Here is a 13,603-nt window from a genome sequence, read left to right on the forward strand (position 1 = left end):
CGGCCCGTGCGGGGCAGGTTCCCCGCACGGGCCGGTCCGGTCACTCGGTCAGCTGAGGTGTCACTTCAGCTCGTTGACCGCGTTGTTGAGCAGCACCACATTGACACCGGGGTCGCCGAGGAAGCCCAGCGAGCGGCCCTCGGTGTACTTGCTGACCAGCGCCTTGACCGCGTCCGCCGAGACGCCGCGGGCCTTGGCCACCCGGTTGACCTGCTCGTCGGCGTAGGCCACCGAGATGTGCGGGTCCAGGCCGGAGCCCGAGGAGGTGACCGCGTCGGCCGGCACGCTCGCCGGGTCGACCCCGTCGAAGGCGGCGATCGAGGCGCGGGCGTCGTTGACCGACTTCAGCAGGGTGTCGCTGTTCGGGCCCAGGTTGGTGGCCGCCGAGCCGTGCGGGTCGTAGCCCGCAGCGGAGGGGCGGGGCTGGAAGAACTTCGGGTCCGGCTGCGCCACCTCCTTCGAGTCGTTCGGGTCCTTCTTGGGCAGGTTGTAGTTCTGGCCCAGCAGGCTGGAGCCGATCTCCTTGCCGCCGGCGTCCTTGACGATCGAGCCGTTGGCCTTCTGGGAGAAGGCGACCTGGCTGATCCCGGTGACCAGCAACGGGTAGGCGATCCCGAGGATCACCGTCATCACCAGCAGCATCCGCAGGGCGGAGAAGTGGGTGCGCACCGAGGTGGGCAGTGGCTTGGACATGAGAGCTTCCTGTCGTTTCTCAGCGCAGACCGGGGATGAACTGGACGACGAGGTCGATCAGCTTGATGCCGATGAACGGCACGATCAGACCGCCGAAGCCGTAGACCCCGATGTTCCGGCGGAGCAGCGAACTGGCGTCGGAAGGACGGTACTTCACACCGCGCAGGGCGAGCGGGATGAGGCCGATGATGACCAGGGCGTTGAAGATGATCGCCGAGGTGATCGCGGACTTGGGGCTGTGCAGATCCATGATGTTGAGGTGCTGCAGGCCCGGGTAGACCGAGGCGAACATCGCCGGGATGATCGCGAAGTACTTCGCGACGTCGTTGGCGATCGAGAAGGTGGTGAGCGCGCCGCGGGTGATGAGCAGCTGCTTGCCGATCTCGACGATCTCGATCAGCTTGGTGGGGTTGGAGTCCAGGTCCACCATGTTGCCGGCCTCCTTGGCCGCCATGGTGCCGGTGTTCATCGCCACACCCACGTCGGCCTGGGCCAGGGCCGGAGCGTCGTTGGTGCCGTCACCGGTCATCGCGACCAGCTTGCCACCCTCCTGCTCCTTCTTGATCAGGGCCATCTTGTCCTCGGGCGTGGCCTCGGCGAGGAAGTCGTCCACGCCGGCCTCCTCCGCGATCGCCTTGGCGGTCAGCGGGTTGTCGCCCGTGATCATGATGGTCTTGATGCCCATCCGGCGGAGCTCGTCGAAGCGCTCCTTCATGCCCTCCTTGACCACGTCCTTGAGGTAGATCACCCCGAGGGCGCGGGCCGGGGCGCCGCCGATCTTGTTGGCCACCACCAGCGGGGTGCCACCGGCGGCGGAGATGCCGTCGACCAGCTGGGCGATGTCCTCGCCGACCGTGCCGCCGTTCTCGGTGACCCAGCGGGTGACCGAGCCGGCCGCGCCCTTGCGCACCGAGTGGATGCCGTCGGCCTCCTCCAGGTCCACACCCGACATGCGGGTCTGGGCGGTGAACGGGACCCAGGTGGCGTTCGTCAGTTCGCCCTGGGCGCGGGCCCGCAGACCGTACTCGGTCTTGGCCAGCACCACGATCGAGCGACCCTCGGGGGTCTCGTCGGCCAGGCTGGAGAGCTGCGCGGCGTCGGCCAGCTCGCCGGACTCCACGCCCGTGGCGGGCAGGAACTCGGCGGCCTGGCGGTTGCCCAGGGTGATGGTGCCGGTCTTGTCCAGCAGCAGGGTGTTGACGTCACCGGCGGCCTCGACGGCGCGGCCCGACATGGCCAGCACGTTGCGCTGCACCAGGCGGTCCATACCGGCGATGCCGATCGCGGAGAGCAGCGCGCCGATGGTGGTCGGGATCAGCGCGACGACCAGCGAGACCAGCACGATCAGGGTCTGCGGGGCGCCGGCGAAGGCGGCCATCGGCTGCAGCGCGGCGACGGTGACCAGGAAGACGATGGTCAGCGAGGCGAGCAGGATGTTGAGCGCGATCTCGTTCGGCGTCTTCTGCCGGGCGGCGCCCTCGACCAGGGCGATCATCCGGTCGATGAAGGACTTGCCGGGCTCCGAGGCGATCTTCACCACGATCTTGTCGGAGAGCACCTTGGTGCCACCGGTGACCGCGCTGCGGTCACCGCCGGACTCGCGGATCACCGGCGCGGACTCACCGGTGATCGCCGACTCGTCCACGCTGGCGACACCCTCGACCACGTCACCGTCGCCGGGGATGATCTGGCCGGCCTCGATCACCACGTGGTCGCCGAGCCGCAGCTCGGTGCCGGCCACCTCCTCCTCGGCCTGCGAGGTGGGCCAGTTGACGAGGCGCCGGGCCATCGTCTCGGTCTTGGTGCGGCGCAGCGTGTCGGCCTGCGCCTTGCCACGGCCCTCGGCCACGGCCTCGGCCAGGTTGGCGAAGATCACGGTGAGCCAGAGCCAGACGGTGATCGCCCAGGCGAAGACCGAGGGCTTGGCGATCGCGTCGACGGTGGTGACCACCGAGCCGACCTCGACCACGAACATGACCGGGTTCTTGATCATGACCCGCGGGTCGAGCTTCTTCACCGCGTCCGGCAGGGAGGCGACGATCAGCTTGGGGTCGAGCAGGCCGGACGAGACGCGGTGCGGCTGCTCGGCAGCCGGCGCCTGGTCGGCGGGAGCGGGAGTAAGGGTGGACGACATCAGTGCAGACCTTCCGCGATCGGCCCGAGAGCCAGGGCCGGGAAGTAGGTGAGGCCAACCACGATCAGGACAACGCCCGACAGCAGGCCCACGAAGAGCGGCTTGTGAGTGGGCAGGGTGCCCTTGGTGGCGGGGACCGGCTGCTGCTGCGCGAGCGAACCCGACAGCGCCAGCACGAAGATGATCGGCAGGAAGCGGCCGAAGACCATCGCGAGGCCGAGCGCGGTGTCCCACCAGGGCGAGGTCACCGTCAGGCCGCCGAAGGCGGACCCGTTGTTGTTCGCCGCTGAGGTGAAGGCGTAGAGCACCTCGGAGAAGCCGTGGGCACCGTCGTTGCCCATGTTGGCCCGCTCGCCGCCCAGCGCCATCGACAGACCGGTGCCGATCAGGACGATCGCCGGGGTGGTGAGGATGTAGAGGGAGGCGAACTTCATCTCCCGGCCGCCGAGCTTCTTGCCCAGGTACTCGGGCGTGCGGCCGACCATCAGACCGGCGACGAAGACCGCCACGATGGCCAGGACCAGCATGCCGTAGAGGCCGGAGCCGGTACCGCCGGGTGCGATCTCACCGAGCATCATGTCGAAGAGCGCCACGCCACCGCCGCCCGGGGTGAGCGAGTCATGCGCGCCGTCGACCGCACCGGTGGAGGTCAGCGTGGTGGAGGAGGCGAAGAGGCTGGTGGCCCAGACGCCGAAGCGGACCTCCTTGCCCTCCATCGCGGCGCCGGCCGCCTTCAGTGCCACACCGGAGGCGTGGGTCTCGAAGAAGGTCATCAGCGCGGCCGAGGCCGTCCAGAAGATGGCCATCACGGAGACGATCGCGTAGCCCTGGCGGTTGTCGCCGACCATCTTGCCGAAGGTGCGGGGCAGCGAGAAGGAGATCACCAGCAGCAGGAAGATCTCCAGCCAGTTGGTGAAGCCGGTCGCGTTCTCGAACGGGTGGGCCGAGTTGGCCGAGAAGAAGCCGCCACCGTTGGTGCCCAGCTCCTTGATGACCTCCTGCGAGGCCACCGGACCGCCCGGGATCGACTGGGTGTCGCCGGTGATGGTGGTGATGTCGTGGAAGCCGTGGAAGTTCTGGATCAGGCCCTGGCTGACCAGGACCAGCGCGAAGACGATCGACAGCGGCAGCAGCAGGCGCAGGTTGATCCGGGTGAGGTCCACCCAGAAGTTGCCGACCCGGTCGGTCCTGCTGCGCGTGAAGCCGCGGATCAGGGTGGCGACCACGGCGATGCCGACGGCGGCGGAGACGAAGTTCTGCACCGCCAGGCCGGTCATCTGGACGACGTGGCCCATGGTGGCTTCGCCGCTGTAGTCCTGCCAGTTCGTGTTGGTCACGAAGGAGATCGCGGTGTTCCAGGCGCTGTGCTGGCCGACGGCCTTGAAGCCGAGGCTGAGCATCAGGTGGTTCTGGACCCGCTGCAGGCCGTAGAGGAAGAGGATGCCGACGACCGAGAAGGCCAGCACCGAGCGGAGGTAGGACGGCCAGCGCTGGTCGGCGTCGCCGTCGACCCCGATGACCTTGTAGATGCCGCGCTCGACCCGAAGGTGCTTGGCGGTGGTGAGGAGCTTGGCGATGTAGTCGCCCAACGGCCGGTAGCACAGGGCCAGCGCGCCCACCAGGGCGAGGGCCTGCAGCCAGCCCGCGAGAGTGGAGCTCATGTCAGAACTTCTCCGGGTAGATCAACGCCACGACGAGGTAGCCGACGAGGACGACAGCGACGATGAGACCTGCGAGATTCTCGACGCTCACAGCTTCTCCACCCCCTTCGCGATCAGGGCGAGCACGGCGAACACGACGATCGTGAGGCCGATGAAGACGAGATCGAGCATGAGCTCCACCAGTTGCTTCAGGAACCTGGCCGTGGGCGGCCGGGCGGCTCCACACGACACCGGCGGCAGACCGGCCCACGTAGCAAATCGTGCGTTCGAGCCGCCCCGGCAACTCTTGACGCCCTCCATACGGGCGCAGTGGTGTTGTTGACGGCCTCCATACGGCGCGTCGAGAGGCGGTCACGAGGCGATAACGCGGCGGCAACGAGGCGGGGTGGACTCATCCGCGCCGTGCGGGCGTTCGAAAACGCGGCAGGCCCCGGGGGACCGTCTGGTCCACCCGGGGCCTGCTGGGGCTCCGCCGCCGGCTGCGCGTTCTCCGGCTGTGCTGCCTGTTCCGGCTCAGACGTTCTCCGGCGCCTCGATCTTCTCGCGCTCCTTGCCGCGGCCCTTGGCCGCCGGCTCACCACGGCGCACCGCGCCGGGGCCCCGGCGCGCCGGGTGATCGGCGTGCGGCGCCGAGGAGAGCTGCCAGGGCACGCTGATGACCATCACGCCGGGGGTGAAGAGCAGCCGGCTCTTGAGCCAGAGCGCCGACTGGTTGTGCAGGAAGTGCTCCCACCAGTGGCCCACCACGTACTCCGGGATGAAGACCGCGACGGCGTCCCGGGGGCTGGTGCGGCGCACCGAACGGACGTAGGCCACCACCGGCTTGGTGATCTCCCGGTAGGGCGAGTCCAGCACCTTGAGCGGCACCCGGATGTCGAACTCGTTCCACTGCTCCTTGAGCTCGTCGATGCCCTCCTTCTCCACCGCGACGCTGACCGCCTCCAGCGTGTCGGGCCGGAACGCCTCGGCGTAACCCAGCGCCCGCAGGGTGGGCTTGTGCACCTTGGAGACCAGCACGATGCCGTGCACCTTGGAGGGGCGCACCGCCTCGGCGTGCGGGTCGTCCACCGTCAGCTCCTCGGCCACCGCGTCGTAGTGCCGGCGGATGCCGCGCATCATCGCGAAGAGCACGATCGCGGCGAGCACCGCGAGCCAGGCGCCCTCCAGGAACTTGGTGGCCATGACGATCACCAGGACCAGGCCGGTGGTGCAGGCGCCGAAGGCGTTGATCACCCGGGAGCGCTGGGCCTGGGCCCGCACCGAGGGGTCGCTCTCGTTGCCGAGCACCTCGTTCCAGTGCCGGACCATGCCGATCTGGGAGAGCGTGAAGGAGGTGAACACACCCAGGATGTACAGGTGGATCAGGTTGGAGACGTTCGCCTTGTAGCCCCACAGCAGCAGGATGTTCACCACGGCCAGCGCGATGATGCCGTTGGAGAAGGCGAGGCGGTCGCCACGGGTGTGGAACTGCCGGGGCAGGTAGCGGTGCTGGGCCAGGATCGAGCCGAGCAGCGGGAACCCGTTGAAGGCGGTGTTCGCGGCCAGGATCAGGACGAGCGCGGTCGCGGCCTGGATGAAGTAGAAGAGGATGCTGTGGTCCCCGCCGAAGATCGAGGACGCCAGCTGCGCGATCACGGTCGGCTGCGAGGCGGTGTGGCAGTCGCCCGGGTACCCCACCAACTGGCAGGTGTCGCTGGTCTTGTGCACCTTGGCGACCAGCGCCAGCGCGGTGATGCCGATGAACATCACCACGGCCGTGATGCCCATGACGGCCATCGTGGTGGCGGCGTTCTTCGACTTCGGCTTCCGGAAGGCCGGCACACCGTTGGAGATCGCCTCGACACCGGTCAGCGCGGTACAGCCGGAGGCGAAGGCCTTCAGGCCCAGCATCAGCAGGGCGACGCCCGTCAGCGTCCCGTTGTGGTCGGTGGGCATGATCGCGTAGTGCGCGCTGGAGGCCACCGGGGTGTGTCCGAAGGCCATCTTGATGAACCCGGTGACCACCATCAGCACGATGCCGAAGATGAACATGTAGGTCGGCGCCGCGAACGCCTTGCCGGACTCCCGCACACCGCGCAGGTTCACCGCGGCCAGCAGGGCGACGAAGCCGCAGGCCATCGGCACCCGGGCGTCCCCGATGCTGGGGAACGCCGAGATGATGTTGTCCACGCCGGAGGCGACCGAGACCGCGACGGTCATCACGTAGTCGACCATCAGCGAGGCGGCCACCACCAGACCGGACCTGGCGCCCAGGTTCTGCGTCACCACCTCGTACGAGCCGCCGCCGCCCGGGTAGGCGTGCACCACCTGCCGGTAGGACAGCACCACGACCGCCATCAGCGCCACCACGCCGGCCGCGATCCACGGAGTCAGGTAGAGGAAGGCGGTGCCGCCGACGGTGAGCACCAGCAGGATCTCCTCGGTGGCGTAGGCCACCGAGGAGAGCGGGTCGGACGCGAAGATCGGCAGCGCCAGCCGCTTGGGGAGCAGGGTCTCGCCCAGCTCCTCGCTGCGCATGGCCTTACCGATCACGAGACGCTTGAGCGCCGAGGGCAGGTTGAACACAAGCGCGAGCGTATGCGCCCCGGGCGTATGGACAACGGGCGACTCGCGGGGGGCGGACGGCCTTCAGCGGCCCGGGTCCGGCAACGTTTCCGCAGGCCAGGAGGGGTGGCCCCGGAGACGGACGAGCGCTTTGGCGGCGTTAAGACGTCGCGCCAAGGGCGCAGCACATATCGAGCCGTTACCACTTATATAGGCTAATCGTGATGTTTGAGCCCTGTTCGCATGGTCAAAGGCATCGTTGCGCCTTACAACCGCAGGTGGCGGGCCGGGTATTCCCGGCTGACGCGAAAGCGCCCGACGGGAGTCCCGTCGGGCGCTTTCGTCGGCCGGGGATCGCCCCCAGCAGCTGGGGATCTCCCCAGCGGCCGGGGATCGTCCCCTGGGCCCCACTACATCCGCAGCCGCAGGCGGCAGACCACCGCGTCGGTGCCCCGGCGCAGCGCGCGGTCGATCAGCACACCGCGCTGGTTCTGCAGCGCCCGCTGCCAGAAGTGCACCGGCTCGACCTCCGCGATCAGCACGGTGATCCGGTCGTAGCCGTCGAAGCCCTCGTAGCCGTCCTCGCCGTCCCTGCCGTGCGCCTCGCCGGCCAGCCCGTTGACGAATCCGACCAGCGGCCGGCCCAGCCGCCGGTGCGCGTCCCGGACCTCGATCAGCGGCACCCCCGGCTGCCACAGCTCCCAGTCCCGGCGCAGCGCCTCCAGGTTCTGCCGGTCCTCCGCGTCGGGCTCGGTCGCCACCACGGTCACCGCGAGCACCTCGTCGCCCAGCGAGACCGCGGTGGACAGCGCCTCCCGGGTCAGCCGCGAGATCATCGTCACCGGGACCACCACCAGCGAGCGCTGCCGGACCACCGGGCCGGGCACCTTGCCCAGCTCCAGGCGCGCCCCGATCCGCCCGTACGCCCGGTGCACCAGCTCGAAGAGCAGCACCAGCAGCGGCAGCGCCACCACGATGCCCCAGGCTCCCTCGGTGAACTTGGTGCCGGTGACCACCAGGGTCGCGACGCCGGTCAGCAGCGCACCGAAGCCGTTCAGCGCCGCCCGGCCGCGCCAGCCCGCGCCGCGCTCCTGGAACCAGTGCTTGACCATGCCGACCTGGCAGATCGTGAAGCCGACGAAGACGCCGATCGAGAAGAGCGGCACCAGGCTGTTCACGTCGCCGCCGGAGGCCACCAGCAGCCCCGCCGAGACCAGCGCCAGGAAGAGCACGCCGTGCCGGTGCACCTGGTGGTCGGCGCGCAGCGCGAAGACGTGCGGCAGGTGGTTGTCCCGGGCCAGCAGCCGCATCAGCACCGGCAGGCCGCCGAAGGAGGTGTTGGCCGCCAGCGCCAGCAGGATCACGGTGGCGAACTGGACCAGGTAGAAGCCGAAGCCGTGGCCGAGCGAGGCGTCCGCCAGCTGGGCCAGCACCGTCACGCCCTCCACCGGCTGCAGGTGGAAGCGGCCGATCAGTACCGCGAGGCCGATCAGCATCACGCCGAGCACCGCGCCCAGCGCCACCTCGGTGTGCTGGGCCCGCTTGACCCGCGGCGCGCGGAAGGACGGGACGGCGTTGGCCACCGCCTCCACCCCGGTCAGCGCCGAGCAGCCGGAGGCGAAGGCCTTGAGCAGCAGCAGCGCGCCGACCGAGGTCGCGTTGGCGGCCAGGGTCGAGGCGTGCCCGGCGGCGGCGGCCGTGCTGGCGGGTGCCGAGCGGAACAGGCCGACCACGATGATCGCCATGATCGAGAGCACGAAGACGGCGGTGGGCACGATGAACCAGCGGGCCGACTCCGCGATACCGCGCAGGTTCACCCCCGTCACCAGGACCAGCACGCCCAGGCAGAGCCAGACCCGGTCCGGGTAGAGGGAGGGGAAGGCCGAGGTCAGCGCGGCCACACCGGCCGTCACCGAGACGGCGACGTTCAGGATGTAGTCGATCACCAGCGAGGCCGCGGCGGTCAGCGCGGTGCGCCGGCCCAGGTGGGTCTTGGCCACCGCGTACGAGCCGCCGCCGTCCGGGAAGGCCGCGATCACCTGGCGGTAGGAGGCGGTGAGCACCGCGAGCAGCAGGGCGATGGCCGCCGTCACCGGGAGGGTGAAGCCCAGCCCGTAGCTGCCGGCGGCGGCGAGCACCAGGACGATCGACTCCGGCCCGTAGGCCACCGAGGCCATCGCGTCCAGCGACAGCGCGGCCAGTCCGCCGAGCGCCGTCAGCTTGTCGCGGTCGTGCGCCTTCTCGTACGCCTCGTCGGGGGCGTGTCCTGAGGTGTGTCCTGAGGTGTGTCCGGGGACCTGTCCGGGCGCCGGGTTCCCGCCGGACAGGTGGCGCGCGGCCGGGCCGGTATGCGGCGGCTCGGCCTGGGCGGCATCAGGGGTTATGGACATCGGACGGATCCTCCGTGCTCGGGTGCGCTACGCATCGTCTCCGGGCAAGCCCGGCGCACCCCCGTCCCCATACGCCTTCCTAACGCTCGCCCCGGCACCCCTGACGCGCCGTTGACGGCACCCGGCCACCGCTCACCGCCGTTCGCCGCTCGGCAGGCCGTGCAACACCCACCGCTCCGCACGGATCCGCCGCCGCGGCCAGGTCGCCGAGCACGCGGCCAGCAGCGCGGCAGCCGTCAGCAGACCCGCCCTCCCCACCTCGGCGCCGCCGGCCCACCCGAGCACGGCGTACCGGTGCACCACGTACCCGTTGTAGAACAGCCACTCCACTACCCCGATCAGCGGTGCGGCCGCCGGTCGCGAGCGCCGGCCGAGCAGCGCGCCGAGCACCGCGAAGGCACCCAGCGCGACCCAGCCGGCCCGCAACTCCCCCACTCCGGCGAGCCCGAGCACCAGCCCCGCACTGCCGAGGAACGCGAACGCGCCGGAGCCCGGCACCGCCAGCCGGCCCACCACCGGCCGGTAGCGGCGCGCGCCAGGACGCGCTGTGTAGAAGAACATCGGCGCGGTCAGTGGCTCGAACCGGTCATCTCCATCGTCTCCAGCGGTAGGTGGTAGGTGTTGCGCCGCTCGAACGAGGCCAGCTCGCGCAGCAGTTGGGGCCTGGGCACGGTCAGCACCGGGCACCCGGCGTGCCGCACGCAGTAGTTGGTCACCGACGGCCGCAACCACCGCCGCCACCGGCCGCCGCCCGTACCCACGATCAGCACGTCGTCCGGCCCGTCCGCCGCCGCCACCAGCGCCGGCCCCGCCTCCCCACGCACCGCGACACACTGCAGCGGCACCCCCGCGAGCCCGCCCGGGAACGCCTCCCCCAGCGCCGTCCCGAGCCGCTCGACCGCCGCCTCCCGGCACGCCGACACCAGCGGCGGACAGGGCGCCCGCCGCACACTGTGCTCACCGCCCGGCGGCATCCACGCCAGCACGGTCAACAGCTCGGCTCCGGTCCGCCGCGCCTCCTCGGCCGCCCGGTGCAGCGCCGCCAGACTCCCCAGCGACCCACTGACACCCACGACGACCCGCCGCCGCTCGCCCATGACTGCCCCTTCTCCGCCGACTCGTCCCCCTAGCAAACCGAGCCGCCCCCACCCCCCATCACCCCCTTGACACAACCCTGACGCGCCCACCCCCCATCCCAACGCCCCCCTGACGCCCCCACGCACGGCCCGCGCGCTTCCCCTGCCCCTGCCCCTGCTTCCGGGTGCGCCACATGCCGTCCGCGCCACACCAGGGGAGCGTCAACCAGGTACCGGCGGAACGGGTTTGTCCGGTGCCGGGCCCGGCTCGGGGTCTCGGTCCTGACGGCCGACCAGGCCTCCCCAGCGCCAGGGCCTGTCCGTGCCCGCCCGCACAACGAAACAGCCCCCGATCTGCGTTTCCGCAGATCGGGGGCTGTTTCTCTATCCTGTGGCTGGTGCAGGGTTCGAACCTGCGTAGCTTGCGCGACAGATTTACAGTCTGCTCCCTTTGGCCGCTCGGGCAACCAGCCAGGATTGGTGTCTCTCGGGGCCTTGCCCCGTTCGACTGGGTAAACCTTACCTGATGGCAGGGGGTGCTCCGCCACTCGATTGGGCACGGGTGATCAGAGGGTCGGGGCGGGGTGGTGCTGGATAGGCTGGGGGCGTGAGAGCCCCGCATCGGTGGGGCAAGTGCTGCCGACATCGCAAGGAGACCACCACAGATGGCCGACTCCAGTTTCGACATCGTCTCGAAGGTCGAGAAGCAGGAGGTCGACAACGCGATCAACCAGACCTCCCGCGAGATCGCCACCCGCTACGACTTCAAGAACGTCGGCGCGACCATCGGCTGGACGGGCGAGCGGATCGAACTCAAGGCTGACGGCGAGGAGCGGGTCAAGGCCATCCTCGACGTGTTCCAGAGCAAGCTGATCGCGCGCAAGATCTCGCTGAAGGCGCTGGACACGGGCGAGCCGCAGCTGTCCGGCAAGGAGTACAAGATCTTCGCGACGATCAAGGAGGGCATCTCCCAGGAAGATGCCAAGAAGGTCTCCAAGATCATCCGCGACGAGGGCCCGAAGGGCGTGAAGGCCCAGATCCAGGGCGAGGAGCTGCGTGTCTCCTCGAAGAGCCGCGATGACCTGCAGGAGGTGCAGGCGCTGCTCAAGGGCAAGGACCTGGACTTCGCGATCCAGTTCGCGAACTACCGCTGACAGGCCGAGTCCAGCCACGTGATGGCCGTGTCCGGGGATCCCCGGACACGGCCATCACGCGTAGCGGCCGCCGCCGTGCGGGCGGTCGCACTGGGCGGCACCCCTGCGGCAGGCCAACCCGCCACGCCCACTTCTCCCAACTGTCCATCGTGCCGGTTGGTTTGACGATCCACCCGAGCAACTGTCGCCGCACTCGTGCGCGAGGAGCGATGGGCGGGTCGGCCGGGCAGGGCGGGGTCCCGCGACCTCCGCAGGGCGGTTGGTGACGGATCGTGATGGACCCGTGCGACCTGCCGCACTCGGGCCTGCGGTCGCGGTTGCGGAAGTTTCCTGAGAATTTGGTGTAAGTCCGCTGGGCGCCGGCTGCCCCCGCAAATGGGTTCGAACCGGTCAAGTCCAGGCCAGGTGGCTCCCGAAGGGTGGGCAGCACACCCGGCACGGAGGCAGGATCGGGGCGCGACGGCACGGGGCCGACGCCCGGGCTCAGTAATTCTTAAAAAACGAGCATTACGTTGACCCGGCTTGCCCCACCAGATCTCTCGAAGGGGACGCCACCGGTGACCAGCCCGCTCCACCTCGTCCGCTCCGCCGCCGACGCGACCCGTCCGGCGCCGGTCAGCTCCCCATCGACCGCCGAGGACCCGGCAGAGGGCGGGGCCAACGGCGCCTCCGGCGTCAGCGGCAAGCGCTCGGGGCCACCGCCGACGGGATGGCGCGGCCGACTGGCCACGCTCCAGGAGAGGCTCGCGCCGGTGAGTGAACGGCTGGCCGTCCTCCGGTACCGCACCCGGCACCTGCGGCTGCTGGCCTGGCCGCTCTACGGCTTCCTCCTCTGGCGGTACATCGCGGCCAACGGGCTGCCCTATGCGAACGACGTGGTCTTCTGCTGGCTGATCGGCGCGCTGGTCGCCGGTGCTGTGCACAGCGGCTACCGAGGCGGCTGGCTGCGGGTACTGCGGGACTGGCTCCCGGTGATGGGCGCCGTCTACGTCTACTCGCTGCTGCGCGGCTACGGCGCCCACACCCCGTGGGCGGTGCACTACGCGCCGCAGCTCGCGATCGACAAGGTGTTCGGCTTCGGCCAGGTGTGGACCGTGCGACTGCAGCACTGGCTGTACACGCCGGGACACCCGCACTGGTACGACTACCTGTGCACCACGGTCTACATGTCGCACTTCTTCGCGATCTTCGTGGTCCTGGCCGCGCTCTGGCGGCGGCGCCACGACCGGTTCACCCGGCTGCTCGCGTTCTATCTGGCGCTGACCTTCGCCGGCTTCGCGACGTACATCCTCTACCCCGCCGACCCGCCGTGGCTGGTCGCACAGAACGGGCACCTGCCGCAGCTGACCCGGGTGGTCTCGGATGTGCTGACCCAGAGCGGGCTGCCCCGGGCCGGGTCGATCTTCGAGAACGGCAGCCAGTTCGACAACGACGTGGCCGCGATGCCCTCGCTGCACGCCGCGTACCCGATGCTGCTGGCCCTCTTCTTCTGGCCGACGGCCGGGCGCAAGCTGCGGATCCTGCTGGCCGCCTATCCGCTGGCGATGGCGTTCACGCTGGTCTACGGCGCCGAGCACTTCGTGATCGACGTGCTGATGGGCTGGCTGTACGCGGCAGTGGTGGTCTTCGGTCTCGGCCGCCTGCTGGACCGCCGCGCGGCGAAGCGGCAGGCGCGCCAGGCCCAGGAGCTGCTGGCCACGCGGTCCGCGCCCAGCAGTCCTGAGCCGACCGGCGCGACGGCGACCGCGAAGGCGAAGACGGCGGTGCCGAGGACGGCAGCGGTGAAGGCGACGGCGACCGCGGCGACTGCGGCTGCCGCTACGACGACCGCGACGACCGCAGCGGCGGCGGCGAAGGCCGCAGCGGCAACGACGACCGCGCCGAGCTAGCGGCACAGGGCGGGCGGGGGCGGTACGCCTTCCGGGGCGAGCGGTGGCACCGGCAGACTGGT

The 13,603-nt window shown here is 70.1% G+C and carries 11 protein-coding genes and 1 tRNA gene; 2 read left to right on the forward strand and 10 right to left on the reverse strand.

Features of this window, described 5'->3' with window-relative positions; all coding sequences use genetic code 11:
• Positions 1-60: 60 nt before the first annotated feature.
• The 10 genes from kdpC to ACFZB9_RS12740 form a co-directional block, all read right to left on the reverse strand.
• Complete coding sequence (kdpC, locus tag ACFZB9_RS12695; protein ID WP_391446335.1) at positions 61-693, reverse strand: K(+)-transporting ATPase subunit C; 633 nt, start codon at positions 691-693, stop codon at positions 61-63.
• Between the two features lie 19 nt (positions 694-712).
• Entirely contained in the window at positions 713-2,827 is a 2,115-nt protein-coding gene (gene kdpB, locus ACFZB9_RS12700; RefSeq protein WP_391446337.1) for a potassium-transporting ATPase subunit KdpB, read from the reverse strand.
• Positions 2,827-4,488, reverse strand: coding sequence for a potassium-transporting ATPase subunit KdpA (kdpA, locus tag ACFZB9_RS12705; RefSeq protein WP_391446340.1), 1,662 nt, complete (start codon positions 4,486-4,488; stop codon positions 2,827-2,829). Before kdpA ends, kdpB begins: the two co-directional genes overlap by 1 nt.
• A 1-nt stretch (position 4,489) precedes the next feature.
• Positions 4,490-4,579, reverse strand: a complete 90-nt coding sequence (gene kdpF / locus ACFZB9_RS12710; protein ID WP_184937114.1) for a K(+)-transporting ATPase subunit F — start codon at positions 4,577-4,579, stop codon at positions 4,490-4,492.
• Positions 4,576-4,788: a hypothetical protein gene (locus ACFZB9_RS12715; protein ID WP_391446342.1), complete on the reverse strand. Its 213-nt coding sequence runs from the start codon at positions 4,786-4,788 to the stop codon at positions 4,576-4,578. Before ACFZB9_RS12715 ends, kdpF begins: the two co-directional genes overlap by 4 nt.
• A gap of 213 nt (positions 4,789-5,001) precedes the next feature.
• Positions 5,002-7,005, reverse strand: a complete 2,004-nt coding sequence (locus ACFZB9_RS12720) for an APC family permease (protein WP_391446748.1) — start codon at positions 7,003-7,005, stop codon at positions 5,002-5,004.
• A gap of 437 nt (positions 7,006-7,442) precedes the next feature.
• The gene (locus tag ACFZB9_RS12725) at positions 7,443-9,422 is read right to left on the reverse strand and encodes an APC family permease (RefSeq protein ID WP_391446344.1); all 1,980 of its coding nucleotides are present in this window, start codon (positions 9,420-9,422) and stop codon (positions 7,443-7,445) included.
• 132 nt (positions 9,423-9,554) lie between these two features.
• Positions 9,555-9,983 carry a hypothetical protein gene (locus ACFZB9_RS12730; protein WP_391446346.1) on the reverse strand — a complete coding sequence of 143 codons (429 nt, stop codon included), beginning with the start codon at positions 9,981-9,983 and terminating at the stop codon, positions 9,555-9,557.
• Positions 9,984-9,991: 8 nt separating this feature from the next.
• Positions 9,992-10,519, reverse strand: a complete 528-nt coding sequence (locus ACFZB9_RS12735; RefSeq protein ID WP_391446348.1) for a universal stress protein — start codon at positions 10,517-10,519, stop codon at positions 9,992-9,994.
• Between the two features lie 371 nt (positions 10,520-10,890).
• Positions 10,891-10,971 (reverse strand) — tRNA-Tyr (locus ACFZB9_RS12740).
• Positions 10,972-11,163: 192 nt separating this feature from the next.
• Here ACFZB9_RS12740 and ACFZB9_RS12745 point away from each other — a divergent pair.
• Both ACFZB9_RS12745 and ACFZB9_RS12750 read left to right on the forward strand, forming a co-directional pair.
• Positions 11,164-11,652, forward strand: coding sequence for a YajQ family cyclic di-GMP-binding protein (locus ACFZB9_RS12745; protein ID WP_391446350.1), 489 nt, complete (start codon positions 11,164-11,166; stop codon positions 11,650-11,652).
• A gap of 557 nt (positions 11,653-12,209) precedes the next feature.
• The gene (locus ACFZB9_RS12750) at positions 12,210-13,541 is read left to right on the forward strand and encodes a phosphatase PAP2 family protein (protein WP_391446351.1); all 1,332 of its coding nucleotides are present in this window, start codon (positions 12,210-12,212) and stop codon (positions 13,539-13,541) included.
• Positions 13,542-13,603: the final 62 nt, after the last annotated feature.

Source organism: Kitasatospora sp. NPDC008050 (assembly GCF_042957465.1).
GTDB lineage: Bacteria > Actinomycetota > Actinomycetes > Streptomycetales > Streptomycetaceae > Kitasatospora.

What these genes read in the sequence shown, in the direction of transcription:
- kdpC (WP_391446335.1), bottom strand. Translation starts at nt 693, where the DNA reads ATGTCCAAGCCACTGCCCACCTCGGTGCGCACCCACTTCTCCGCCCTG.
- kdpB (WP_391446337.1), bottom strand. Translation starts at nt 2,827, where the DNA reads ATGTCGTCCACCCTTACTCCCGCTCCCGCCGACCAGGCGCCGGCTGCC.
- kdpA (WP_391446340.1), bottom strand. Translation starts at nt 4,488, where the DNA reads ATGAGCTCCACTCTCGCGGGCTGGCTGCAGGCCCTCGCCCTGGTGGGC.
- ACFZB9_RS12715 (WP_391446342.1), bottom strand. Translation starts at nt 4,788, where the DNA reads ATGGAGGGCGTCAAGAGTTGCCGGGGCGGCTCGAACGCACGATTTGCT.
- ACFZB9_RS12720 (WP_391446748.1), bottom strand. Translation starts at nt 7,005, where the DNA reads ATGCGCAGCGAGGAGCTGGGCGAGACCCTGCTCCCCAAGCGGCTGGCG.
- ACFZB9_RS12725 (WP_391446344.1), bottom strand. Translation starts at nt 9,422, where the DNA reads ATGTCCATAACCCCTGATGCCGCCCAGGCCGAGCCGCCGCATACCGGC.
- ACFZB9_RS12730 (WP_391446346.1), bottom strand. Translation starts at nt 9,983, where the DNA reads ATGTTCTTCTACACAGCGCGTCCTGGCGCGCGCCGCTACCGGCCGGTG.
- ACFZB9_RS12735 (WP_391446348.1), bottom strand. Translation starts at nt 10,519, where the DNA reads ATGGGCGAGCGGCGGCGGGTCGTCGTGGGTGTCAGTGGGTCGCTGGGG.
- ACFZB9_RS12745 (WP_391446350.1), top strand. Translation starts at nt 11,164, where the DNA reads ATGGCCGACTCCAGTTTCGACATCGTCTCGAAGGTCGAGAAGCAGGAG.